Annotated in this window: 21 protein-coding genes and 2 pseudogenes; all 23 read right to left on the bottom strand. The window is 44.8% G+C overall.

Annotated features, from left to right (window positions below; translation table 11 throughout):
• Positions 1-69: 69 nt before the first annotated feature.
• The 23 genes and pseudogenes from NQ499_RS06315 to NQ499_RS13650 all read right to left on the bottom strand — a co-directional run bounded on the left by NQ499_RS06315 (position 70) and on the right by NQ499_RS13650 (position 23,900).
• A complete protein-coding gene (locus NQ499_RS06315) occupies positions 70-432 on the bottom strand; it encodes a hypothetical protein (RefSeq protein WP_006506503.1) in 363 nt (120 codons plus the stop codon).
• Positions 433-445: 13 nt separating this feature from the next.
• The gene (locus NQ499_RS06310) at positions 446-2,239 is read right to left on the bottom strand and encodes a VirD4-like conjugal transfer protein, CD1115 family (RefSeq protein WP_006506504.1); all 1,794 of its coding nucleotides are present in this window, start codon (positions 2,237-2,239) and stop codon (positions 446-448) included.
• A 199-nt stretch (positions 2,240-2,438) separates the two neighbouring features.
• Positions 2,439-3,302 carry a hypothetical protein gene (locus tag NQ499_RS06305; RefSeq protein WP_006506505.1) on the bottom strand — a complete coding sequence of 288 codons (864 nt, stop codon included), beginning with the start codon at positions 3,300-3,302 and terminating at the stop codon, positions 2,439-2,441.
• A gap of 5 nt (positions 3,303-3,307) precedes the next feature.
• Positions 3,308-4,120, bottom strand: coding sequence for a PcfB family protein (locus NQ499_RS06300; protein WP_040390093.1), 813 nt, complete (start codon positions 4,118-4,120; stop codon positions 3,308-3,310).
• On the bottom strand, positions 4,062-5,474 hold the full coding sequence (locus NQ499_RS06295; protein WP_006506507.1) for a relaxase/mobilization nuclease domain-containing protein: 1,413 nt from the start codon (positions 5,472-5,474) through the stop codon (positions 4,062-4,064). The genes NQ499_RS06300 and NQ499_RS06295 overlap by 59 nt, the downstream gene beginning before the upstream one ends.
• Positions 5,474-5,806 (bottom strand): plasmid mobilization protein, encoded by a 333-nt coding sequence (locus NQ499_RS06290; RefSeq protein WP_040390094.1) that lies wholly within the window; start codon positions 5,804-5,806, stop codon positions 5,474-5,476. The genes NQ499_RS06295 and NQ499_RS06290 overlap by 1 nt, the downstream gene beginning before the upstream one ends.
• Entirely contained in the window at positions 5,766-5,918 is a 153-nt protein-coding gene (locus NQ499_RS06285) for a DUF3789 domain-containing protein (RefSeq protein ID WP_006506509.1), read from the bottom strand. Before NQ499_RS06285 ends, NQ499_RS06290 begins: the two co-directional genes overlap by 41 nt.
• Positions 5,919-6,058: 140 nt before the next feature.
• Positions 6,059-6,355: a hypothetical protein gene (locus NQ499_RS06280; RefSeq protein WP_006506510.1), complete on the bottom strand. Its 297-nt coding sequence runs from the start codon at positions 6,353-6,355 to the stop codon at positions 6,059-6,061.
• A gap of 74 nt (positions 6,356-6,429) precedes the next feature.
• Positions 6,430-7,413, bottom strand: a complete 984-nt coding sequence (locus NQ499_RS06275; protein WP_040390095.1) for a DUF3991 and TOPRIM domain-containing protein — start codon at positions 7,411-7,413, stop codon at positions 6,430-6,432.
• An 88-nt stretch (positions 7,414-7,501) separates the two neighbouring features.
• The gene (locus tag NQ499_RS06270) at positions 7,502-8,215 is read right to left on the bottom strand and encodes a hypothetical protein (RefSeq protein ID WP_006506512.1); all 714 of its coding nucleotides are present in this window, start codon (positions 8,213-8,215) and stop codon (positions 7,502-7,504) included.
• Positions 8,216-8,358: 143 nt separating this feature from the next.
• Positions 8,359-8,688: a DUF6664 family protein gene (locus tag NQ499_RS06265; protein WP_021983571.1), complete on the bottom strand. Its 330-nt coding sequence runs from the start codon at positions 8,686-8,688 to the stop codon at positions 8,359-8,361.
• Between the two features lie 77 nt (positions 8,689-8,765).
• Positions 8,766-10,313 carry a helicase-related protein gene (locus NQ499_RS06260; RefSeq protein WP_081455850.1) on the bottom strand — a complete coding sequence of 516 codons (1,548 nt, stop codon included), beginning with the start codon at positions 10,311-10,313 and terminating at the stop codon, positions 8,766-8,768.
• Between the two features lie 79 nt (positions 10,314-10,392).
• Positions 10,393-10,581 (bottom strand): transposon-encoded TnpW family protein, encoded by a 189-nt coding sequence (locus tag NQ499_RS06255; protein WP_002570986.1) that lies wholly within the window; start codon positions 10,579-10,581, stop codon positions 10,393-10,395.
• Positions 10,582-10,706: 125 nt separating this feature from the next.
• Positions 10,707-11,972 (bottom strand): plasmid recombination protein, encoded by a 1,266-nt coding sequence (locus NQ499_RS06250; protein ID WP_006506517.1) that lies wholly within the window; start codon positions 11,970-11,972, stop codon positions 10,707-10,709.
• Positions 11,973-12,152: 180 nt separating this feature from the next.
• On the bottom strand, positions 12,153-13,178 hold the full coding sequence (locus tag NQ499_RS06245; RefSeq protein WP_238319891.1) for an AAA family ATPase: 1,026 nt from the start codon (positions 13,176-13,178) through the stop codon (positions 12,153-12,155).
• A 224-nt stretch (positions 13,179-13,402) separates the two neighbouring features.
• A complete protein-coding gene (locus NQ499_RS06240; protein WP_006506519.1) occupies positions 13,403-14,131 on the bottom strand; it encodes an NgoBV family restriction endonuclease in 729 nt (242 codons plus the stop codon).
• Positions 14,128-15,420 (bottom strand): DNA (cytosine-5-)-methyltransferase, encoded by a 1,293-nt coding sequence (gene dcm / locus NQ499_RS06235; RefSeq protein WP_006506520.1) that lies wholly within the window; start codon positions 15,418-15,420, stop codon positions 14,128-14,130. The genes NQ499_RS06240 and dcm overlap by 4 nt, the downstream gene beginning before the upstream one ends.
• Positions 15,417-15,650 carry a helix-turn-helix domain-containing protein gene (locus NQ499_RS06230; RefSeq protein ID WP_006506521.1) on the bottom strand — a complete coding sequence of 78 codons (234 nt, stop codon included), beginning with the start codon at positions 15,648-15,650 and terminating at the stop codon, positions 15,417-15,419. Before NQ499_RS06230 ends, dcm begins: the two co-directional genes overlap by 4 nt.
• Positions 15,651-15,815: 165 nt before the next feature.
• Positions 15,816-16,094, bottom strand: coding sequence for a TnpV protein (locus tag NQ499_RS06225; RefSeq protein ID WP_050772183.1), 279 nt, complete (start codon positions 16,092-16,094; stop codon positions 15,816-15,818).
• A gap of 17 nt (positions 16,095-16,111) precedes the next feature.
• Positions 16,112-18,235 (bottom strand): recombinase family protein, encoded by a 2,124-nt coding sequence (locus NQ499_RS06220; RefSeq protein WP_006506523.1) that lies wholly within the window; start codon positions 18,233-18,235, stop codon positions 16,112-16,114.
• Between the two features lie 49 nt (positions 18,236-18,284).
• Positions 18,285-21,477: pseudogene (locus NQ499_RS13660) on the bottom strand (N-6 DNA methylase); the annotation flags it as partial.
• 741 nt (positions 21,478-22,218) lie between these two features.
• Positions 22,219-22,689: pseudogene (locus tag NQ499_RS13655) on the bottom strand (LPD25 domain-containing protein); the annotation flags it as partial.
• A gap of 857 nt (positions 22,690-23,546) precedes the next feature.
• On the bottom strand, positions 23,547-23,900 hold the full coding sequence (locus tag NQ499_RS13650; protein ID WP_074075048.1) for a TnpV protein: 354 nt from the start codon (positions 23,898-23,900) through the stop codon (positions 23,547-23,549).
• Between the last annotated feature and the right edge of the window lie 54 nt (positions 23,901-23,954).

The raw sequence follows: 23,954 nt of genomic DNA, 5'->3' as shown, positions 1-23,954 counted from the left end.
CCTTACGGAGCAAACCGCAAAGCGGATCTGCCCCGTAAGCTCTGTCTTGTGTCTTTTTATTGTCTGATATTAGCCTGTGATAAGAGTCAAAATCTCTTTTGCAAAGGTAATGATGACGCCGCCTGCAAGGGTCAAAAAGCCGTTTGCTCTCTGGGACGGGTCGTGAGATTTGAGCGAAAGACCAATCTGTACGATACCGAAGCCGAGCAAAATCATACCGACAGCACGGATTAAACCGAAGATAAAATCGGAAAGGTTGTTGACTACGGTAATCGGGTCGTTGGCAGCAAAGGCTGTCACGGAAGTTCCGAGTACCATTGTGACAGCGAGTACCGCCACGCAGTAATGACGAAATCCCTTTTTTAACTTGCCCGTCATCGGCAGTTTGGTGGTTTCCTTGTTCTGGGTGTTCTTCTTGTTAAAATACTTCATAGATAAATCCTCCTTAAATTTTGAATTGTTCCTCCAAGTCCTCCTCGGACAGAAGTTCATAAGATGTTTTAACAGGCTTTACGCTTACAGCGTTCTTCATCAAAGCGTTGTCAAATACAAGGGTTGCGACAGCCTGCGTCGGTTCACCGTGGATATACGGCGGCTGACCTCCGTCAGTTGTCAGTTTCACATTCGGGTGCTTTAAGATGTCATACTTAAAGTCCATAACAGGGCGTTCTCCACGAATAAAAAGAAGTGCGTAGCGGTTATCAAGCATACGCACTTCGTCTGGTGTCATCAGTTCACGCCCTGATATTTGATAGTTGGTAGAATAGTTACCGCTTCGCCCCGTACTCTTTCCGTAGGTGTTGGTATCAATGGTTTCCTTGCCCAAAAGTTCCGACACATACTTGTGTGTGCTTTGTTCGTTACCGCCCAGATACAAAAACTCGTCGCAGTTGCCCACAATGCTTTCCCATTGCTTCTCAAACAATGCTTTGAGCTGTGCCAAGTTTTGCAGAATGATACTGACCGACACACCTCTGGAACGCATAACCGAGACTATCTTATCAAAGTCATCGGGCAGCGAAACATTGGCAAACTCGTCCATTATAAAGTGGCAATGCACGGGCAGGCTTCCGCCGTACTTGTGGTCGGCAAGATAGAAAAGCTGTTGGAATAGCTGCGTGTATAAAATCGACACAAGGAAATTGAAGCTCGTGTCGTTGTCGGGTATCAGAGCAAACAAAGCGACTTTCTTCTCGCCCAAACTCGGCAGGTCAAGCTCGTCGGTTGCGGTTAAACTTGCAAGGCTCTCCAAGTTGAATTTTTCAAGCCTTGCCGCAAGGGTTATCTGGATACTCTTTAAGGTCTTTGCAGAGCCAGAATGGTAATCCCTGTAATACTTTAAGGCGATATGCTCTGGGTTTACCATCTCCAGACGGTCAAACAATTCGTCCAGAGGGCTTACATAGCTGTCGTCGTCCTCACGGACTTCGCCTGCACGCAGAAGCTCCATTACCATCGGGAAATTCTGTTCCTCTGGCGGTGCTTCGTATTTCAGATAGAACACCAGAGATAGCAGGAGCATACTTGCCGCCGTATCCCAGAAAGGGTCTTGCGACTGGCTTCCTTTCGGCGTGGTCGCCTTAAAGAGATTGGTCACAAGCCGCTGCACATCGTTGTCGTTCCTTAGATACACAAAGGGATTGTAACAATAGCTCTTTTGCATATTGATTAAATCAAGCACACGCACCTCATATCCTTTCTTCTCCAAAAGACCGCCTACATCTCGGACGATTTCGCCTTTCGGGTCTAAAATTACCATTGAGGTATTGCACTGCATAGCGTTCGGCTTGCAAAAGAACCTTGTCTTGCCTGCACCAGAGCCGCCGCACACAAGGATATTCAGATTTCTTCTGTGCTTTTTCCCGTCCAGACCGATACGAACATTCTGGGTCAGCAGCTTATTTGCTGACAGGTCTTTATCCCGATATTTTTTGTTGACTGCCCCTGCGTCGCCCCATTTTGCAGAGCCGTGTTCCTCACGCCTGCGGTAGTTCCTGCGTGTGGAGAGATAGATACCGATACCCATACCGTAAGCAAGCAGAAAAATAAGGACAGTTTTTAGGCTGTCCTCACACACCGTTACGGAAAACGGATTATTCATTGCTTGGGGCAGGCTTCGCACTATCTCTACCAGACCGCCGCTGACAAAAGGTGCTGTCAGCAGGGCAAACCACACGACAGGAACGATACCGCAGAGTGCAAGGATTAAGCTCGCTTTCTTATCGCTATCGTTCCTCACGGCACTTACAGGGCATAACCCTTACCTTTCGTGTAGGAGCGTGAGCCACCGTGCTTATCAAATCGTCAACAGGGTCGGTGGGGCGTTCCTCCTTGACTTGCTGATTACGCAGGGTGTTTAAGGCATTCAAAACGATATTCTTATCGTACCTGTCAAGGGCGATGTGGTATCGTTCTTCTTTCATAGGCTGCACCTCCGATTATCTTTCCTGTTCTTTGTTTCTGGCAGGCTTGTTCTTTTCCATACTCTTATACATTTCCGACTGCACCTCGCCCAGAACATCACGCATAGAACCAAGCTCGCTCTTGAAATCCTGCGTTTCCATTTCGGCATACTCTTTCGGGAGTCTGTCAAAGTTAAAACCTCTGGTATCCACGCCGTAACGGGAGCTGACCATATAGGCAACGCAGTAGGCTTTGAACTCGGAAGCATTACGGCTCTCGTTGTACTTAAAATCATAAACCGCCGCAGCGACCTCCTTTGACATACTGACGAAAAGCTGTTCTTCATTCAAGCCTGTGCGGATAAAGATAGTCTGCTGTTCGCTGTCATAATAGGCAGGAAGCTCAAGGTCATCAACAGGCTGAAACGGAACGGGGCTTGCGTCAATCATTGCGGACACAAGCTCACGCATTGATTTCGGCTCTGCGGCTTCCTGCCTGTCCTTTGCCGAGGTTTCGGAAATGTCATAGACCGCTTTGGCGTTATACGATACCGCCTTTGTGCCGTCATCACGGAGATATTCTTTACTCGGCTCAAGGATAGTGATTTTCTGTGCGTCCTTGTTCACATAGACACGGCTCTGTTTCCACTTGCCGTAATCTTTAAGCTGTGTCGCTTCGGGCATTTGTGCCGATACCAGAACGGCATTGGCAACGGAGTAGCGGTCAAAACGCCCCTGCACATCAAGATACTGACGGAAGCTGTCGCCGTTTACCGCCATTTCCGAACAGGTGTTGTCAATCAGCTCATAGGCTTCCTTACGCTCCGCCTGTTTCTGTGCCGCCCACTGTTCTTTGTCATACGGCTTATTACCGCCGCTGAAAACATCATAAATACTCATACTGTTTATCTTTCTCCTTTCGATTTTTTAGGGGATTTTCTTTTCGGTGGCTGCTTATGCTCAGTCTTGCCGACTTTACCTTTTGCCCTGTCGGAAGCCCTGCTTTTGTCCTGGGCAACAGGGGCGTCGGCTTCCTGCTCTTTGCGGCTCTCCTTGATTTTCCGCAATTCCTCTTTGACGGACGGTTTCCTGTCAGTCATAGTAGCCCCCTCTGCGGACTTGCTTGGCTTCTCGGATAAAGGCTCGGACGGAGGGGATTTTTCTGTCTTTGCCACCGAGGGGTTTTCTGTAGAGTTTTCCTCCTTTTGCGTTGGCTTGCCCATAAGAGCGTCGAGCAGCTTATCTTTCTCTGCCTTTTCCTGCACGCCGATGTCTGGCTCTGGCATATCGATTTTTTCATCCTTACTTTTCTCAACCTCCGTCACAATGGAAGCGGTATCCACCGAAGCAAGGTTGAAGCGTTCCACAATACGGCTGATTTTCGATGCGTCCTCGGCACGGGCAATCACATCCACCTCCGCATTGGGGTCTTTGTTCTTACGGTCAGCCAAAACGCAATAGAGAACGCCGTATTTTTTCGCCTCCTGCGTAAAGCGTTTCAAGTCCTCATTCTTCACGGTAAAGACTTTCAGCTCCTTGCCAGAACGGAGCATACTTGTCAGCCTTGCTTTACCTTTGGTTTTCTGTTCCTCTTTGAGAATGGAATACAGAAGTACAGCGATATTCTTCGCACCTGCACCTGTCAGTTTTGCGGCAACCTCAAATCCCTCTAAGCTCATCCTCACGATTTGTTCCGCCGCATCGCCGCCTGTGTTCATTCTTCATCAGCTCCTTTCGTTTAATTTCCTGTTCATCTGCCCGCACTGTCTGCAATTTTTCTTTGAGCGTACCGCTACGGGCGGCGATACCCTCGCAGAGCCTGACCTCCTTTCTGATTTCGCCAAGCCTTTTTGAAATGTCGGAGATTTGAGCCTTGACCGCTTCTTTTTCTTCGCCGCTTAATTTGCGGCTCTGGGAATAAAGTTCCTTACGCTGTTCGGTCAGCTCATTCTTTTCCGTTTCCAAAGAGCCTTGATAGGACAAAAGCTGCTCTGCGGTGTCAATGTGACAGCGGCAAAGCAGCCTTGTTTCTTTTGTGATAGCGTCCATTTTCATAAGGTCGTCCCTGAGAATATAATGGAGCTTCGCATAATTTTGTTTTCTGCCCTTCGGCAGGATACCGAGCTTGTAGCAGTAATGGAGATACAGCCCACGCAAGCCCCCGATTTTTCTCGCTCCAGACAAAGAACCTTTAAGTCGATAAGCTTTGACCTGTTTTGTCGGCTCGGTAAATCGGTTAAACTTTACGGCGTAGGAGTTTTCACGGATACGCTCCATAATTCGCTCGTTGGTATAATCCTCTCCGAGCTTGTATAACCTCTTGGGGCGTTTCCAACCTCTGCCGATAATCGTCCAATATTTGCGGTTGGGGTCAAAACTGCATTTATAGCCCATTTCCGCCATAAGACGGTCAAAGTCTTTGAGCGTAAATGATTTTGAGATAGCTTCATCAACCGCCTGTCTTGCCACATTATCTCTGGTGGGAAGTCCTTGCTTCTCCGCTTGATAAAGGGCGTATGGCTTTTTCCTGCCGCTTGGGTGTTCAATCACGGACAGAGCATACTCACGGCATAGCTCATCGGAACGCTGACGCAGAAGCCGCAGGTTCGCTTTGTTGTCGTGATAATGCTTGCCGTCCGTAAAGGAAACGGAGTTGACCACAAAGTGATTATGCAGACAGTCCGTATTAAGGTGGGTGGCAACAATCACTTGAAATCTATCGCCCCACATTTTCTCGGCAAGTTTTACTCCGACCTCGTGAGCCTGCTCTGGCGTTAGTTCTCCAGACTTAAAGCTCTGAAAACCGTGATAGCAGACAATCTCGCTTTCATCATTCCATTGGGCTTTGGCAATCAGCATTTCATCTCTGGCAGTTGCGGTATCGCAGTTTACGCCTGTAACAAAAAACTGCTTCTCGGTCTTATCGCCGTTGGTGGCGTATTTCATCACATCTCCGAGAGCCTGCAAGTCAGCTTCGGTATATTTCGGATTGGCGGTCTTATCTGGATTTTTGGCATAGTCGATTGGGTGGTCGAGCCTGCCACGTACGTCCCATATCTCGCAGACTGCCATTAGTCCGACTTCCCTTTAGGGAGTAGATATTTTTTGCGGACATCCATCTGGAACTGCTGCCACTTTTTCACTTCCTCACGGAGCATAGGCGTATCCACAAAGTCAAGGGCGTTTGCCTTAACTGCAAGCTGGTTGATACGGTTGCCGATGGTGGACAGCTCACGCATAATCTGATAGAACTCTGGGTCTGGCTTCTCGCAGAGCCGATACCCTTTGACCATTGAACGGAGTAACGCTTCTTTGGAACGACCAGAGCGTTTGACAAGGTCATAAAGGTAGTCTGCTTCTTCCTCATTCAAGCGGAAAAGTATCTGCACATTTCGTTTTCGCATTTTCCACTTCCTCTCTTTGGGAGAGCCTGTTTATCTGTAAAAGGCACATCAGCACAACGCCGACCAGACCGCCGAGCATTGTGCCGATAATAAAAAACAAAAGCTCATTCATTCTTAAAAACTCCTTTCTTCTGTATGCCGTGTTCTTCACGGCAAAATGGGATACCCTTGCGGTGTTCCTGTTTTTATGGGGTATTAGGGGCAGCCCCTAACAAGCGAATTTGGTTAGCCAAATTCAGTGCTTGGTAAGACTTAATCTTCGCACTCGTCCTCGTACACACATTCTCCGCATACGGGGCAGAAGTACGGACATTCCGAACAATCCTCATACTCAAGACAGGCGTCCTCGTCCTCATTGTCCTCGCAACCGTCCGTCAAAGACTCGGTAATGTCGGCTTCGCCGCAGACAAAATCGTCGTCGGTAAAGTCGATAAGGTCGGTATCGAAAAGGACGATTTCGGTCTTTTTCTTTGCTTCTTCGGGGCTGTCCGCATAGACGGAGATAGTCTTTTCATAGTGTCCTCGCAGGGTTACATCATACTTTTTCATTGGGTAAATTCCTCACTTTCGTTCTTAAAATTGATTTGGTTTGTTGGCTTTTGGGCAAATAATTCAGCGGACAATCAACGGGCATCACTCCTTTCACGGCTCGTCTTTCGCTGTTCCATACCTAAATAGGACAATAAAAAATCGTTGAAGTCCTTGCCGACAGGCGGAGGGTCATCAACGATTTCATAGTCTTTTTTGAGCAGTTCTTTCAATGCAGCGGTACAAAGCCGACCTGTTTTGTCATTGTCCAAATGCAAAATGATGGTCTTGATATGCGGATTTTCTTTCAAAAATGTGGTCAGAGCAATCGGCACTTTGCTGTCCTGTATCTCTTTCTTGGGCTGATACACGCCCGACAAAGAGAGCAGATTTTCTTTTCGGTAGTCCTTGCCCTCGCATTTGAGGTAGGTGGCATAGGACAATAAATCAATAGCGGCTTCAAACAAATGCACCGAAGCTGTCGGCTCTTTCGCCAACAGTCGGAACGAATACCGCTTATCGCTGCCCGATGCGTCCTGCTTAAAAGTGCTTCCGAGGGTACTGCGGCAGGCAGCATACTTGGGTGTTCCGCTTTCGTCTTTGCCAACAAAAACAGCGTTGTGGTACTCGGCACTCTCAAAAATCGTACCGTCCGCAACGCAGTCCTGTATGAGCTGATAGTCAATGCCACGCCCGAAAAGGTACTGTATCACTCTGTCGCAGTTCTTAAATCTGTTCGGTAGTAACAGCTCTTTCGGCTCGTCTTTCTTTGGAGCAGGGGGCGGCGGTATCCAATGACCGACCTCGCCTGTGAGCTGTTGCACGGCTTCCACAAAGGAATACTCCTTGACCTTGATGAGATAATCAAGGGCGGAAACGCCGCCGAAACCTCTCGACCACCAATACCATTTGCCGTTGGAAATCTTCAAGCTGTCGTGTTCTCTGGTACAGTAAACATTCCCTGCCACACGCCTTAGATTACTTGGCTCATAGTGTTGCAAATAAGTCAGCAAGTCCATTTGCCGTGCCTGCTCAATCACGGCAGGGTCAAGCTGAACATAGGGTCTGTTGCTTCTCAATTGGTAAAATCACCTCCTTAAAATGGAAAAAGCCGAGGGATTTTCCTTTAAATGAAAATCTCTCGGCTATGTAAAACAGTATATAACCTTATTCAGTTGTAATTTCCTTAGCTATTTTCAAAGTCAAAAACTGCTCTTTTGCATTTTTAACAGCATCGAATTTATTATCCCATTCTTCACGAATTTTTGATTTTTCTAATACCTCTTGAAGTGTATAATCATCAAAATATTCGATTTCCTTTGAAGAATAGTATTCCTTGCAATAATGCGAATAAAGAGAAATTATTGCATCTTTGCATTCATCTGGCTCGCAATCGGGGTCGAAATTTTTTAATGCCCTTTCTAAATCATTGGACAAATAATGCAGGTCTGGGGGATAATCATAATAAACAATTTCTCCATCATATTCCATAGGAACGGGCTTGACTTCTATTTGATTTTTCTTCAGCTTGTACTCAAAATATGAAAATAATATAGCAGCTTTGACATAAATATCACTATAAGTGCTGACCTCTTTATAAGCAACCAAAAGCAACATCAATTTTTTTGCTTCATTCTTGCTCATATATCGTGTACTATACTCCTTGGAAATCTCGCATAATGAATTGTAATTTTGCCGAGTATATCCGTCTTTTAGCAATCTAACTATTGGATAGATAACTGACATTTTTAAGTTGTTCCTATTGCCTTTATGATAATAAACTGCTGAAATTATCAATGATACTATTCCCGATAACACAACGGTTATCATAGTAAAGCAGTTTGAATACCAATTTGTATCAAACCATTCTTTAAAGCTCATCTATTTTATTACCTCATTTCTTTTAATTTAGATTTTTTCGTGTCACCAATTATACCACAAAGACATATTATTTTCCACCTCTCGGCTATGTAAAAGACGGCATCAGCTTCACGCCAACGCCGCCTTTTTCTTCGGTCAGTCCGTTATAAAATTCCTGCTTTTTTGAGATACCCTACACTATCATAGCAACCACGAAAATAGACGGACTGCATTTCCAAGTCTGTGAGCTTGTTTTTCAGCTCCATTACCTCAATGAGAGCCGCACATTCTTCCTCGGTCAGCTCCGCAGATTTCTCCATATCAAACACGCCGAACACCTTTGGATATTTTTCATACAATTTCTTGATTTTGACTTGTACGGCACGGTATTCCTCGTTTTCTTTCGGGAGCTTCGCTATGACAGAGCTGAGATACTCATTAAAAATATTGCTGTGGACATCTACAAATGTTTCAAATCTGAACTCGCCAGACACCTTTACCACCTCCGCTGTTTGCTAATCTACACCTATTATAATGCCCAGATTTCCACAATACAAATGTGCAAACGGTGTTACCGTTCCAAATTCTTATTTTTTCTTTCGGGCGGCTCGTCGCCCTGTTCTGGCTCGGTATCAATGGCAGAGGGGTCTTTTTCGTCCAGATTCAGCTCGATGTTAAGGGCGTTCAGCCTGTCGGTTTTCTCTTTCAGCTCCTCCTCAAAGGCGAATGGCTTTTCCACCTCAACCTTTGCGTTTTCAAGCTGTGCGACAGTTTCCTCCTTTCTGGTCTTTGCGGCTTCAAGTTTGACAGGGAGCTTTGACAACTCATTCTCAATTCGGGTCAGATTTCCGAGAGCATCAGAGCCTAACTCAACCTTATGCCTGCACTTTCCGCAGAGGTTTAAGCAATAATGGGAATTGATTGTGTCATAATAAACCTCCAACTGAAAGCCACGGTAGCTGCCGATTTCAGTCGGCTGTGACAGCGGATGCTCCTTACAAATAGCAAGCAGCATTTGTCCTGCATCGGCTTTTTCGGTGTAGGTCACGCCCTGCAAGGTCATCGGGCAGAACTTATCCTCGCCCTGCGGCTTGTGCTGTTCAGCAAGTGCGGTATCTGCTTCATAGCCTGTAATGCGTTCCTCATACTCCTTAATCAGCTTTGGGAATTGCTGTAAGATTCTGTCCTCAAGGTCGTAATGCTCGGACAGATAGCTCTGTTTCAGCACTCGGAGCTTCGATACCTGTATATCCAAGTCCATTTTTTCCTTGAAACGCTCATCGCCTGTGGCAAGCATTTTAACCTCTGCAAAGGATAAAGCAACCTCGTCCACATCTTCGGCAGAACGGACAGGGCTTTTGCTCGTCATTATCTGGCTGATAAATTTCTGCTTGCTCTCCACTAACTGATAGAGATATGCGTCAAAGGTCTGCTCTGTAACATAGCGGTAAACCTCAACCTCTAGGAACATATTGCCTTGCCTTTCGATACGCCCCTGTCTTTGTTCAAGGTCAGAGGGTCGCCACGGACAATCCAAATTGTGAATGGCGATAAGGCGGTCTTGGACATTTGTGCCTGCTCCCATTTTCGGGGTAGAGCCGAGTAACACACGGACTTCGCCGCTTCGTACCTTTGCAAACAGCTCCTTTTTCTGTGCGTCCGTGGTCGCTTCGTGGATAAATCGTACCTGTTCGGCAGGAATACCTCGCTCGGTGAGCTTCCCCCGAATATCATCATAAATATTAAAGCTGCCGTCATTTTTCGGAGTGGAGAGGTCGCAGAACACAAGCTGCGTTGCTTTCGTGTCGGCGTGTTCCTCCAAGATACGATAGACATTATCCACGCAGGCATTGACCTTGTTGTCGGGGTCATCGGGCAGCATCGGGTCAATCATTCTCTGGTCGAGTGCAAGTTTTCGCCCGTCATTCGTGATTTTGAGCATATTGTCGATGTTCGGCTCAACAGCTCTGGCACGGACTTTCTCGGCTCGCTTGGCAAGGTTGGCGACCATTTCTGTCTGTATCTCGCTCGGCTTGGTCTTGATATTGTGGTAATTGACCTTTGGAACGGGGAGCTTCAACATATCGGCGGTTTGAATGTCCGCAACCTCTCGGAACATCTGCATAAGCTCTGGCAGGTTATAAAATTTTGCAAATCTCGTCTTAGCACGGTAGTTCGTACCCTCGGGAACGAATTTGTCAAGATGATTTCTTTAATTTTTCTAAACTTAACAAACCGGCTGAAAAGAAATCTTCCTGAACCTCGTGTCTGCATATATCCTTAAATACCTTTTCTATCGGCTTTTTAGCGGTTTCCGACTGCTTCACGCACACAATAAAAGTGGTCTTTCCAATTTGCACCGAATAACTTGAATTTTTGTTTTCCATATTGTTTCACTTCCTTTCCTTTCAAAAAATATGGGACACTCGTTTGCCAAGTGTCCCGATTACTGCCCGAAAATACATTCCCAACAATCCAAGAAGTCATTAAGTCGGGAGTGTAGTCGAAGTGATTATCTTTCCATATCACGCTTATTTCTTCGTGCCTTGATACGCTCTTGTCTTTCTTTTTCCCTTGCTTCTTTTTCGGCTCGTTGTTGTTCTTCATTAAAAGAAAAAAGTTGCCTTACTTTTTCGGTGAAAAGTTTGGCAACTTCGGGGAAGTGTTCCAATGCTTCAAGAAACGGTCTGCATTTTTCTTTCAGCTCGTTGTATTTGGTTTTCATTCTTTCAAGTGCGTTTGCACTGTCAAAATACTTCTGCCTGTAATAATTTGCATTTTGCTCTAATGACTTGATTTCGGCACGACTTGTAATGCCCTCTTTGGCAAGTGCAGTCAGTTGTGAGTAGTCCTCTTTGGATATTGCCATCTTGCCTGTAAATGTTTTCTGTCCCATACCGTCAATCTCGTTTAAGGTCTTCGAGATATGACGGACAGGCTCATATTTCACTTGCTCTTTCTGAATACGCTGTTGCAGTTCCTCCAAGCGTTCCTTGTCCTGCTTTATTTGATATTGCAAAGAGGTTAAATGTTCGGCGGTACTTCCGTATTCACCACGCTGAAAGCCCTTAAAGCCCTGCTCGGTCATATAATTGAACAACTCATCTTGAAGTATGCTGTATGAGGCTCGGAACATTGGTTTTCCGTTCTTTCGCAATAACGGATTGCCTTTTTCATCGGTTAGCGGAATATCCGATTTCCACTTCTTTGAATGGCTTATCTGATTGACCACTTCCTTAACCGTTCCTCGCAGTTTTTCATCTTTGCAACGCTTGCTCCATAAGATTTCTTTTTCGACTACGGGCAATACCATAGCGTGCAGATGATAATGGTAAACCTCTTTTCCGAGTTCTTCGGTCGCAGCTACATTGATTTCGTCAGCGTGCATTACAGCCGATATGATATTGTCAGCACCGAATTTTTTCTCGATGAAATGATAGGCTTCTTCATAAAACTGCTTTGCATACTCATAGCCACCGTTACGCTCGAAGTACATCGTATTCACATCAATCACAATCTCATTAAAGAGTGTTGCGTCTTTTCTCAATCCACGAAGCGATACCAGACCGTCGGTTTCCATCTGCTTCAACTGTTCCATATAGGTCGGAGCAAAAGGCTTTTTGAAATGCACATTAAAAGGTATGCGCTCCTCAATGACATTCATATTTTCGTAGGTTTCATTTTTGCGTTCGTTATGCCTTTCCGCCTTGCTCACATCAGAAGCGGAATACTTTTTTACCCTTGCACAACTCATATCCGCCTTGTTTTCTTTCGCCATTTTCGTTCTCCTTTCTCGGTAGGGCGAAGCCATTACACAACATTCTTTGAATGTGTGTAACCCACTATGACACTTTCAGACTTCGTCTGCAAAGATGTCGTGGGCAAGGGTGTTCCCCCTTGACCTCCTTTGATACCTCAATCACAAAAATAGACTGTCCCACCGTCAGACAATCTGTTTTTATTCTCTCGGTATATCGCCCATCGGCAAAGACCAATACCAGAGAAAACCTTTCTTCTTGGAGATAACTCCTGCGTTTTTCTTTGCCTTTTTGATAGTCGATTTCTTAAACCCTGCGGCTTCAAGTTTTTCTTCACAATCCGAAGAAAGCATTTCTCCGCCCTGCAACATTTCAATGAGAAATGATTTTGCTTTCATCTCTTTTTCATTCGGTCTGCCCATTTGTGGAGCAAGAGATAAAAACGCTTCTTCGGCTGTCATCTCCATTTCGGAAATGAAGTCCACACCTTTCTCGGCAACCTCAAAAAGAATTGCCGAACCTGTTGGTGCGAGATTTGATTTCACTTGCACCAAATATCTTTCCGCAGGTGCTTCCTTGTTCGGTGTGCGTGTGATTGCAAGAATGCTTCTTGCAGCACCTGCAATGTCAATCGAGCCGTTGGTGCGGTAGAGTGGATTATTATCTTTCATCTTGTTCATATGAGCGATAATGACAATCGCACAACCCGTATCTTTCGCAACCGCTATCAGATGATTAAACTCGGCTCTTGTTTCGTTGGCATTGTTCATAGAGCAGTTCTCTCCGATATAGGAACTCAACGGGTCAAGGATTAAAAGTTTTGCGTTATACCTTTCAATCGCTTCACGAATACGGTTATCCCCAAAAGATAAAGTCTTTTCATCTTCCTTAATGAAGATTAGATTTTCTCCGTTCCCTTTGGCAGAATTGAAACGGGGTACTACGGTATCGTCTGCGTCATCTTCCGTTGTCTGATAAATGATAGTCATAGGCTCGTTTTCTTCCGTTTCGATAAAAGGGAGAGGTTCGCCCTTTGAGAGCAGGGCGGCAATGGAAAGCATTAACTTGCTTTTTCCATCGCCCGGATCTCCCTGCAACAGCGTAACCTTGCCAAACGGAATATACGGATACCACAGCCATTTTACTTCTTTCGGCTCGATTTCACTTGCCTTGATAATTTCAAGAGGTACGCTGAAATTAATTTCATTTTCAATTTGTTTCATCATTTTTTGTTCTCCTTTTCGTCTGAAAATATAAAAACCACAGATTGATACATCAGCCTTGTTTGTGTTGCTTTTCGGAGCGTAAATCAAGGGAAATCCTCGTTTTAAGCCTTTCAAAAGAAACACAAGGTCTTTGTACTAACCCGTGGTTATGTATGGGATTTTAGGTTTTAGGGTAACAAAAAACACCGTATTGCTACGGTGCTTTTCGCCATATATGTATAGATTTAATTTCTGCCGTATTTTCCTTTAATATCATCCCATTTGGGGAAATCAATATCTACTCCATAGTGGTTTTTATAACTTCTTTTAAATCTGTTTTTCCATTGTGCACCCTGCGTTCTTGTTTCAGGGTTCTGGTATACCGTTTCCTCAAAGGCGGACAGATAATCGGTCATCGACTCAAAAACGTGAGCGTTTCCTCTTGTAGTGTACCAGTTACCCGGTCTCATTTTTTGTAAAATTCCGTTTTTATATTGAACAGTAATAGGCCAATTATCCATTGTTTTTGTGATTTCCCATATCTTTTTGAGCCAAAGGTCTTTTACTATTACATCTCCAGTTTCTTCATCCATAACATATCCAAAAATAAGAAAATCCGTGTCGATATGATATGGCTTTTCAATGAGTTCGTTTACAAAAGCCTTAAAATCCGCAATATCAAAAGCAGGACTTGACTCTCTATTGAACGCTTTTATTTCAAGAAGATTTTCTGTGTGATTTTCCGGGTTCAAATAAACATCTGGTGGCATTTGAGTGTTTGGATTTGGGTCAAACTCTATGTTTCTTGCAGCAAGCCATCCTTCAAGCCATTCTTGAAGGATATTTCCGACAACATCTTTCCTTTTTACGATAATACTAACATCGCCCAAGTGAAAGCGAATTTGTCCTTTCACCGTCTTAATTTTATCCTCATTTATAAGTTTGTCATAAATTTGTTGAGCCGTTAATTTCATTTCAAACAATCCCTTTCATATATATCAAGAACTCTCTCAGAAACAGCCTTAATCACCGGAACTACTACTGTATTTCCTAAAAGGTCATATCCCTCATCAATAGAAACATCAAATTTGTAATCATCGGGATAGCCAAATAATCTCAAGCCTTCTCTGAGCGTTAGTTGACGAATACCATCTCCGTCTGGAACAAATAAATGTTGCATATCCATTGCCACCAATGTTGGTGCAATTTCATCTGGCGATAAAACTTTACTTACCTCAAATGACATTTTTCCTGCAACTATATTATAGCCTAATGGCAAACTTGAATCTTGCTCTCTACGATTACCGACCTTACGCTTAGGATATTCTTTGCGAAGATATTTTTTTGAAACAAGATCTTCTAACATTTTTTCTAAGTTTGGAAAGTCGCAAAACGAGCGAATCATATCAATTGTTAGAGGCATACCATCCATCCAATCAATACCATATTCTTCTGCCCATTTTTTCTTTCTTCGTTCAGTCATCATAGTATTGAGAAGTTTTCTTTGTTCTTTGCTTACTGAGCCTTTCAGTTCAATATCCCAACTATGAATATTGTTATTGCCACCACGCTTATCTTTAATTGCTTTTCCAAATAATTCTTCGACTGAATAATGCTTTAACAATAGTCTTGTAAACTTACTGTCCATAGTTGGAATACCAGTTTCTAAAACATCTGCCAAAGAGCAGTCCAGACGATGAAACTTTTCAAGATTTGGCTTTTCCTTTTTTGTCCCAACTATATAAATTCGTTTTCTCTCTTGTGGAATGCCAAAGTATTTCGCATTAAGCACTCTCCAAGATACCTTGTAACCTAATGCTTCGAGATGTTCAAGGATAGTAGTTAAAGTTCTTCCGATTTTATCTTTTGGATTTTCTTTATCGTGATTTACAAGGCCTTCAACATTTTCAAGGACAAATCCATAGGGGCGTTTTTCTTTCATAATGCGTTCAACATCAAAAAACAATGTTCCTCTCGTGTCCTCAAAACCTAATCTTTTCCCCGCAGCAGAGAACGCTTGACACGGAAATCCCCCAAGTAAGAAATCAAAATCCGGGATTTTTGTTGCATCAACTTGTGTAATGTCACCCGTAATCGTTTCATTTGGGTGATTTTGCTTTAAGACTTTTATAGCATACGGTTTGATTTCCGAAGTAAAAACACATTCCGTTTTAACACCTCTGTCTGAACACGCCAACTCAAAACCTTTGCGTATTCCACCTATCCCAGCAAACAAATCGACAAATTTAATTGTTTCGTTCACTTGTTTTCCTCCTCTGAGTAACCAAGCCATTGACTTTCAATAAATTCAAATGGTTGCTCATTTTCTTCACAGAAAACTTTAATTGCCTTCATAGCCTTCATATTAGGCTTTGCTTTATTAAGTTCCCAACGATTAACGGTTGACAAAGCAACATTAAGTTTTTGTGCAAAATCTTCTTGTGTGTAAAAGGCTTTTTGCCTTGTTATTCTGATAGCCTCACCCAAATCCATTAGGCAACCTCCTTGCGTAATTTTCCATTATTATAGCGTAAATTAGGCGTTTTGTCAATAGCGTTAAACCACTTCGACTGCACTCCCGACTTAATAACTTCTTGAACACTTACCGAAAAAAAACTGCCATCACTCGACAGCAGTTCTTCTTCGGGCAGTATTCCGTTATGAATACACAATATCTTTTAATACGATTTCATCTACGCAAACTCTGATATTGTTCATCAATCCTATCCATCTCATCATATCCACAGCCTTTAATTGCTCGGTAACTCCTTGCTTTCTTGCCATTTCCTTTATGAGATATTCAGCCATATCACAAGCTGAAGTGTCAATCTCGGCAAGGTGTTCATATAACTTTCCGCTTGTCAGCAGAGTGTAATATAAAACTCGCTTGTGTTCTTTCAAATATCGCTCTCGAATTCTTCCGTACCTTGAGAGCAAAGGCTTTTTCTCTGCGGTTAGGCAGGGGTAGTAATAGTCCCCGATAAGTTCATATCGGATACCCGTTCTTTCGTCTGTGATAAATCTTTGCATTGCGACTTCTCCTTTTCTCTTTTATGGTGGTAAAACTCCAAAGTTTTCTTATTGTGATTTACCCTTTGGCATTCTTCGGAGCAGAATTTCTGCTGGCTGTGTGTAGGCCAATAGGAATTGCCACACACAGCACATTCACGCTGACGATAATAATGATTGCCTTTTTCCGCTTCTCTGTCGGCTTTCTTTCCGTCTTGTCTTGCTTGATAGCAGCACTCCTTTGAACAGAAAATCTGTCTGTTACTTGTCGGGACAAATTCCTTGTTGCAATGAGGACAAACCTTTGTCTTAACGATTTCACCACCGTTTTCAGCGATTTTCAATGCCTTTCGCTTTTCTCGGTAGGCTTTTTCACGCTTACGCTGTTTTGCCAAGCGTTGCTGTTCAATTTGCTCTTGCTGTGCTTTTATTTCGGCAAGTTCTTCTTCGGTGTAGGCAATATCTACTTGACCGACATAGTTAAAATAAATATCAACTTTTTGTGTTCGTGCTTTTCCCACACCCTCTGCTTCATAAACCACAATCTTATCAACAAGGTCATTAAGCATCGTATCGGAGATTTCCGTAGGATTTTTGCATTTGTGTATCAGCGAAATGAAATGTTTAATATCAACGGAACTTACTTTTTCTTCGGCAAGTTCTGTTTTCATCATTTCCATTTTCGTTTCCAGTTCCGCCTGCTCATCGTCATACTGCTTCATCAGTTGCTTGTATTGTCTTTCGGGCAGTAAACCTGATACGAGATTTTCATACAACCCACGAACAAGCGTGGAGAGTTCATCATAGCGTTTCTGACAGCGTTGCAGTTCCGATTGATTAAGTTTCGGCTTTTCTTCCTGCTTTTCGTTCCACAGAGCTTGCAGTTCCAAGGCAAAGGCTTGTTCATCATTCAGAACAAACCTTGAAAAGCGTTTAACTGCCGATAATATCAAGGCTTCAACATTATCAGCACTAATCATATGGGAAGTACAGGAATTAACCCTGCTTGCATACCCACCGCAACGGTAAGAATACTGAACAGAACCGTCTTTCTTGCTGTAATGCGTTTGCAAAGTCATTCTCCTGCCACAGTCGGCACAATACAGATAACCGCTTAATCGGTTGCTGTGCGTTCCTCTTGCCGCAGCTCTGTTCGCTCGTTTCTTTCGCTTCTGAACGCTTTCCCAAAGTTCCTGCGATATGATAGGCTCGTGGGTGTTATAAAACACATACTGCTCATCTTCATCGGTAGTCTTTCTCTTATGCAGTTTGAAATTGGTGCTGACCGACTTTCTTAAAACAGTATGCCCAAGATATTCTTGCCTGCTTAAAATCGTTCTAATGGCAGATATGCCCCAAATATAAGGGTCTGCAAACTTAATTCCGTTGTACTGTTCGGGGTGATATTCCTTTGCATATGCGGCAGGAATTAAAACCTTTTCTTCGGTCAGTATTTCCGCTATGGCTCGTGGGCTTTTGCCCTCATTTGCAAGCAGAAAGATACGCTTTACCACTTCCGAAGCCACAGGGTCAACTACAAGCGTTTGTTTATTGCTCGGCAGTCGGTTATATCCATAAGGGATAGAACCGCTACAACGCTTTCCGTCTTTCATACGAGCATCGAATATAGCCTTGATTTTATTGCTCGTGTCTTTGGCATACCATTCATTCATAATATTCAAAAACGGAGCAAAATCATTATCCGAAGCGTTGTTACTGTCAATACTGTTGTTAATTGCAAGGAAATGGACATTTTTCTGTGGAAACAAAACTTCCGTATAAAACCCTACTTGCAGATAATTTCGCCCTAATCGGCTCATATCCTTAACAATCAAGGTTTCTACATTTCCTGCTTCAACTTCTTTTATCAGAGATTGAAAGCCGGGGCGATTGAAATTCACACCCGAATATCCGTCATCAGTAAAATGGCGGATATTCTCAAAACCGTTTTTTCGGGCGTAATCTTCCAAATATTTCTTTTGGTTGGTTATTGAATTTGACTCGCCAGTAAGGTCATCATCTCTCGACAAACGCTCGTAAAGTGCTGTAATTCTTGAAGTCCTTGACATTCTTTTTACCTCCTTCCTTATGTATTTTTTCAATTTAGGACAGTTAAATTCATCGTCCTATAAAAGTATAGCCCTCTGGAGCAAGCTCCAGAGCCGTGACCGTTTCTCCAAAAGTCGAAGCCCAACTGTCAAAATGCTGCAAGCCGTTCTGCATCAGCGTGTCGTACTGCAAGTACCTTTGAACAGAATACAGCTCCACCATTGAGTTTGAAACAGGCGTCCCCGTTGCAAATATCGTACCTCGGTTGCCTGTGATTTCGTCCAGATAGCGACATTTCATAAATAAGTCGGAGCTTTTCTGTGCTTCGGTCTGAGCAATACCGCCGACATTTCTCATCTTGGTGTAGAGGTACAAGTTTTTATAAAAATGGCTCTCGTCAATGAACAGGCGGTCAACGCCCAATTCCTCAAAGTCAATCACGCTGTCCTTACGCTTGGTGTCGTTGAGCCTGTCGAGCTTCGCTTGGATAGACTTTCTGGTTTTCATTAACTGCTTGACCGTAAACTGTTCACCGTGGGATTTTTGAATATCGTCAATACCACGCTCAATATCGTCAAGCTGTTCTTGGAGCATATTGTACTGCCGTTCAAGGCTCATCGGTATTTTTTCAAACTGACTATGCCCGATGATGACCGCATCGTAATCGCCTGTGGCAATTCTGCCGCAGAACTTTTTACGGTTGGCGGTTTCAAAATCCTGCTTTCTTGCCACTAAAATGTTGGCACTCGGATACAATCGCAGATACTCGGAAGCCCATTGACAGACAAGGTGGTTTGGTACAACAAACATAGATTTTTGGCAGAGTCCGAGTCGCTTGCTTTCTTGTGCTGCGGCGACCATTTCAAAGGTTTTGCCTGCACCGACCTTGTGTGCAAGGAGCGTGTTGCCGCCGTAAAGGATATGGGCAATCGCATTGACTTGGTGAGGTCGGAGCGTGATTTCTGGGCTGATACCGCCGAAAGTGATATGACTGCCGTCATACTCACGGGGTCGGACAGAGTTAAAAGTATCGTTGTAGGAACGGACAAGACGGTTTCTGCGTTCTGGGTCTTTCCATATCCAATCTTGAAACGCCTGCTTGATTACTTCCTGCTTTGCCTGTGCTGCCGTGGTTTCCTTATGGTTAAATACCGCTTTTCGGTTGCCGTGTTCGTCCAGAACATAGTCAAAGATACGCACATCACGCAGATTCAGCGTGTCCTCGATAATACGATAGGCGGAAGCCCTCTTTGTACCGTAGGTGCTGTCCGCCTTGACATTTCCGTAATCGGAACTCTTATTCTCTATAAACCAGTCGCCGTTTATCGCCGTATAGCGTACCCTGATTCTGCCTGCCGCATAGCTCGATGGGGTCAGCAGCTCTATAACAAACCGCTGAATATCCTCCTGCGGTATCCAAGTAGCACCAAGCCGCACGGAGATTTCGCCCGCACTCAAATCCTTTGGAATAACCTTTTTGAGTGCTTCGGCGTTGATTATAAGTTCTGGGTCTGTCTTTGCCGCCGTTTCTGCAATCACAAGTTTATTGCGGACATTGCCAGACAGGTATTCGTCTGCGGTCACATATTTTGCAGGCTCGGATTGGGGTATTTTAAAGATAACGCCCTGTAAATCACGGATTAGCTCCGCCTGTTCCTTGCCTGTCAGCTTCGCCATAAACGGCAAATCCACACAGGCTTTTTCTCCGATGGAGATTGCAAGGGCTTCGCTTGCCGTTTCCACGGAAGTCACGGCACGGTGGGGCTTGATAGTCCTCTTGGAGAACATATCGGCTTTCCGTTTGAAATTGCCCTCGTCGTCAAGCACCTCCAGAGAGCATAAAAGGAAGTAGCTCTCGTCCGAAGCAAACGCCAGATAGTTCCCTCGGCTGTTGATTAGACCGTACTTTGCTGTGTAGGCGTCGTACAGACGGTTAAGGTTTTCCTGCTCGGTGCGTATGAGTTCCTCTGGATAGTCCTCGGTCTGGTATGCTATGAGCTTCCGCACACAATCCCTAATTTCCACCAAGCCCTTAACACGGCTCTCGGCGGTCATTGAAAGATTGGCAGGTGTCATCACATCGTTTTCACGGAAATAGACCTTGCCGTTTACCAGAGTGTAAGAAAAGTTTTTAACGCTGGGGGTCGGCAGGAATAACCTCGTCCTGCTCGTCGGAGATTTCGTCAATCTCATACTCGGGGATTTCTCCGTTAATGTTCTGCACGGCTTCGTGAAGCAGCTCGGCAAGAGGAATATCCTTTTTTGCTTTACAGGCTGCGTCCATTTTGCCGAAGCGTGTGCTTTCCATTACCATATTGCCAAGCACCATTTCGGGGTGTTCGACAAAATAGCTGTTCATCGTAACGCCGTTTTCGTCCGTATCAAGGTGTACCCAATCTGACTCGATGTCGATTACTCGGTCACGCTTCTGCAAAATGAGAATATCACTTGTGACCTCTGTGCCTGCGTTTGCTCTGAAGGTGTTGTCGGGCAGACGGATTGCTCCTAACAGCTCTGCTCTCTGGGCGATATATTTCCGCACCTCTGGGCTTGCTTTATCCATCGTACCCTTAGAGGTAATGAACATCACCACGCCGCCGGCACGGACTTTATCCAATGCCTTTGCAAAAAAGAAATCGTGTATGAGGAATTTTTGGGCGTTGTATCGGCTGTCGTTTACCTTAAAATCGCCAAACGGCACATTGCCAAGCACCACATCGAAGTGGTCATCTGGGAGCTTTGTTTTTTCAAAGCCCTCAATGGCGATATTCGCTTTCTGGTAGAGCTGCTTTGCAATCCTGCCTGTCAATGAGTCGATTTCTACACCGTGGAGCTTTGATTTTGCCATACTGTCGGGAAGCAGACCAAAGAAATTGCCTGTACCGCAGGACGGCTCCAAGATGTTGCCCTCGGAAAAGCCCAGACGGTCAAGTGCTTCATACATTGCCTTGATAACAACAGGCGGCGTATAAAAGGCAGTCAGCGTGGACTCTTTTGCGGCACGGTATTCCTCTGGGGAGAGAGTCACATACAGCTCCTTAAATTCATTTGCCCAAGCCGCATTGTTTTCATCAAACGCCATAGACAGACCGCCCCAACCCACATATCCTGCAAGTATTTTCTGTTCTTCGGGTGTGGCAAGACGGTTTTCGATTTCAAGGTCGTGCAAGAGATTGACCGCCGCCATATTCGCCTTGAACTTTTCCTTTGCTCCGCCAATGCCCAAAGTATCCTCGGTAATGCGGTAGTTGTTGCGGTCTGCGGTAACGGCAGGGGCTTTTTCTTTTTCGGGAAGCGGCTCTGCCTGTTCCTGTGCGTCTAACCATTCACGGACACGGGTAATCTTCTCCACACGGTTAATCGGGAAGCCTACCTCGTTCTGGAATGTGATGTCACGCATAGAAACATCACCGCTGATTTTACCAACGCTTTCAATGACATAACGGCGATTATCAAGCGTGATTTCCTTGCCGATGAGGTCAGAATTGTCCTGCTCTGGGGCAGGCTCTACGCCTTGCTTTGCCCGTTCCGCATACAGCCATTCCTCGGCTTCCTTATCTGCCACGGTCTTTCTGACTTTCAAAAGTCCTGCTTCGGCTTGCTCCTCGGTAGGATAAGTCAACAATTTGCCGTAATCATCGGCATAGTATTCCTCTCGAATGTTATCCCAGATAGCGTAGGCATCTTCGGGGTCGGGAAACGCATCGGAAGTCATTGTAACCTCAAAGCGTTCCTCTGGCGGCTCGGTTTCGCTTTCCGCAGCAACCTGTTCAGCGTATGCAATCATCTCGTCAACGGACGATTTTTCTTCGGGTACTCTAAACCAGTCGCTTTCGGTAGCCATAATCTCGGCAAGGAGCGTTTCATCCTCTTTCGTTAGCTCGGTGTGCTGCTCCAGATAGGGAATGAACTTCTCACGCCCGAAACACAAACTCTCCATCTTCTCTCGGTAGTAGTCCTCGCCCTGCTTTTTCCACTCTGGGATAAAAGGGCAGTTCGGGGATAGGCAGTAATCATAGTAATTTTTGATATGGGCAATCAAATCGCCCTCACCGTCGCCAATGTCAAACCGTCCGTCATAGTGGATGTCCTCTCCGTCAACAACAGCGGAAATCTCAAAATCGGTCTTGTGATACCAACCGATATTTTTATCGCCCTCACGCTCACGGTGCTGTTTTTCATCCAAAACGCCGAGGAGCTTGTTTCCAAGAGCAAAGCTCAAATTGGTAAAGCGGTCATTGAACTCCTTATCATAAAAGGCAGGGTGTTCCGAAAAGCTGATAGAAAAATCCAAGCTGTCGGGCTTTTCCTCGGATAGTGTTTCTGTTTTATGCTTCTCGGTAACAACCACTTTCAAATGGTCGTTTGCGGAGTTTTCTTTCAGCTTTTCTTCAAGGTCGCCACGACTAAACTCTTTACCGAACAGAGGAAACTCGACATTTTGCAGAGAAACGCTATCCTCGGAAATTGTCATTATCTCATACTGATACGCATCAATATACACCACATCGCCCTCGTGATAGAGGTAGTGCAGAGGATGCAGCTCTAAAAGCTCCTGTCCGAAGCTCCACGCATTACTGCGGCTGAAAACATCACTTGTTTTCCATTGTATGGATTTCAAAAAATCAATGAGCTGTTGAACGGTGGCAGGGTCAGACAAATGCTGCTCCATTTGCTCGGCAGTTACATTTTCAAGGTCTGTGCGTTCCACATTGGCAAGCAAGTCTTTCTCATATCTATCCAAGTCACGAATGAAATCGGACAAACGCAAAGCAAGGGTATCTCGTTTATCAGCAGGGGGCAAATCACGCTTTGAGTCAATAAAGACCTGTCGCCGTATCTTCCTTTGGGTGTCAATCTCATATTGCGGAGCTTCGACCTTTTCCAGATAGTCGGCGTAATGTTCTTCCTCCTTTGGATTGAGATAGCATTTATTCTTCACTATCAACTCACGCAAGCGTTTTTCAACCTTTGACCAAGGGAGAAGTACATCGGGTTCGGTATATGAACCGTGCTTTTCTATGGCAATACCTTTTCCACTAAACCAAGCACCGCCCTGTGTACCGTCTGGATAGAAATGCGTACCGCCGCCGATACCATATTCCTTTTTAAGAAATTCAATATTTTTCTTGCTATCCTCGTGCTTCCAGAACTGACGATAAATACGGTACTTGCCGTCTTGAAAACCGCTTCCCTTTACCAGAACAGAGTCAATATCCTCCTGTGAAACGGAAAAAGCAGAGGACTTTTCTTCCTCTGCTTCAACCATCATTTCAATCTGTTCATCCACTGTGGGGAGATTGGCTCTGACCTCATCTTCGTTGGCAATGCTTACTTGTAAATCAGTTCGGTCAAGATGACCTCCTCCGCTTGACTGCGGATATTGTTCATCATTCCTACCCACTGCATCGGTGCTTTCTCTTTCAGCTCCTCCGTCACGCCCTGTTCCTCGGAGAGCTGCTTCGTCAGAAGCTCCAATCTCTGGAGTGCGGTCTGTTCGGTCTGGTAGAGATGTTCGTTCAATTTGCCCGATGTCAGCAGATTGAGATAAGTCACTCGCTTGTTCTGCTCCAGATAATTCCTGTGCATCATAGCGTATCTGCCAAGCTGAAGTTCTGGCTCTGTCGGTAATGTTAGGTCGGGAATAAGGTAATCCCCCTGTTTCGTGTAAGTGATTTCGCTCATTATCGTTGCTCCTTTCGGGTTGTTTTCTGCCCTTATCATACTGATTTCGGACTG

The sequence above is a fragment of the Catenibacterium mitsuokai genome, assembly GCF_025148785.1.
GTDB lineage: Bacteria > Bacillota_I > Bacilli_A > Erysipelotrichales > Coprobacillaceae > Catenibacterium > Catenibacterium mitsuoka.
Note: the sequence above shows the minus strand (reverse complement) of the source record. Positions and strands in the feature narration are given on the sequence as shown.

What these genes read in the sequence shown, in the direction of transcription:
- NQ499_RS06315 (WP_006506503.1), bottom strand. Translation starts at nt 432, where the DNA reads ATGAAGTATTTTAACAAGAAGAACACCCAGAACAAGGAAACCACCAAA.
- NQ499_RS06305 (WP_006506505.1), bottom strand. Translation starts at nt 3,302, where the DNA reads ATGAGTATTTATGATGTTTTCAGCGGCGGTAATAAGCCGTATGACAAA.
- NQ499_RS06300 (WP_040390093.1), bottom strand. Translation starts at nt 4,120, where the DNA reads ATGAACACAGGCGGCGATGCGGCGGAACAAATCGTGAGGATGAGCTTA.
- NQ499_RS06295 (WP_006506507.1), bottom strand. Translation starts at nt 5,474, where the DNA reads ATGGCAGTCTGCGAGATATGGGACGTACGTGGCAGGCTCGACCACCCA.
- NQ499_RS06290 (WP_040390094.1), bottom strand. Translation starts at nt 5,806, where the DNA reads ATGCGAAAACGAAATGTGCAGATACTTTTCCGCTTGAATGAGGAAGAA.
- NQ499_RS06285 (WP_006506509.1), bottom strand. Translation starts at nt 5,918, where the DNA reads ATGAATGAGCTTTTGTTTTTTATTATCGGCACAATGCTCGGCGGTCTG.
- NQ499_RS06280 (WP_006506510.1), bottom strand. Translation starts at nt 6,355, where the DNA reads ATGAAAAAGTATGATGTAACCCTGCGAGGACACTATGAAAAGACTATC.
- NQ499_RS06270 (WP_006506512.1), bottom strand. Translation starts at nt 8,215, where the DNA reads ATGAGCTTTAAAGAATGGTTTGATACAAATTGGTATTCAAACTGCTTT.
- NQ499_RS06260 (WP_081455850.1), bottom strand. Translation starts at nt 10,313, where the DNA reads ATGTTCCGAGAGGTTGCGGACATTCAAACCGCCGATATGTTGAAGCTC.
- NQ499_RS06255 (WP_002570986.1), bottom strand. Translation starts at nt 10,581, where the DNA reads ATGGAAAACAAAAATTCAAGTTATTCGGTGCAAATTGGAAAGACCACT.
- NQ499_RS06250 (WP_006506517.1), bottom strand. Translation starts at nt 11,972, where the DNA reads ATGGCGAAAGAAAACAAGGCGGATATGAGTTGTGCAAGGGTAAAAAAG.
- NQ499_RS06245 (WP_238319891.1), bottom strand. Translation starts at nt 13,178, where the DNA reads ATGATGAAACAAATTGAAAATGAAATTAATTTCAGCGTACCTCTTGAA.
- NQ499_RS06240 (WP_006506519.1), bottom strand. Translation starts at nt 14,131, where the DNA reads ATGAAATTAACGGCTCAACAAATTTATGACAAACTTATAAATGAGGAT.
- NQ499_RS06230 (WP_006506521.1), bottom strand. Translation starts at nt 15,650, where the DNA reads ATGGATTTGGGTGAGGCTATCAGAATAACAAGGCAAAAAGCCTTTTAC.
- NQ499_RS06220 (WP_006506523.1), bottom strand. Translation starts at nt 18,235, where the DNA reads ATGTCAAGGACTTCAAGAATTACAGCACTTTACGAGCGTTTGTCGAGA.
- NQ499_RS13650 (WP_074075048.1), bottom strand. Translation starts at nt 23,900, where the DNA reads ATGAGCGAAATCACTTACACGAAACAGGGGGATTACCTTATTCCCGAC.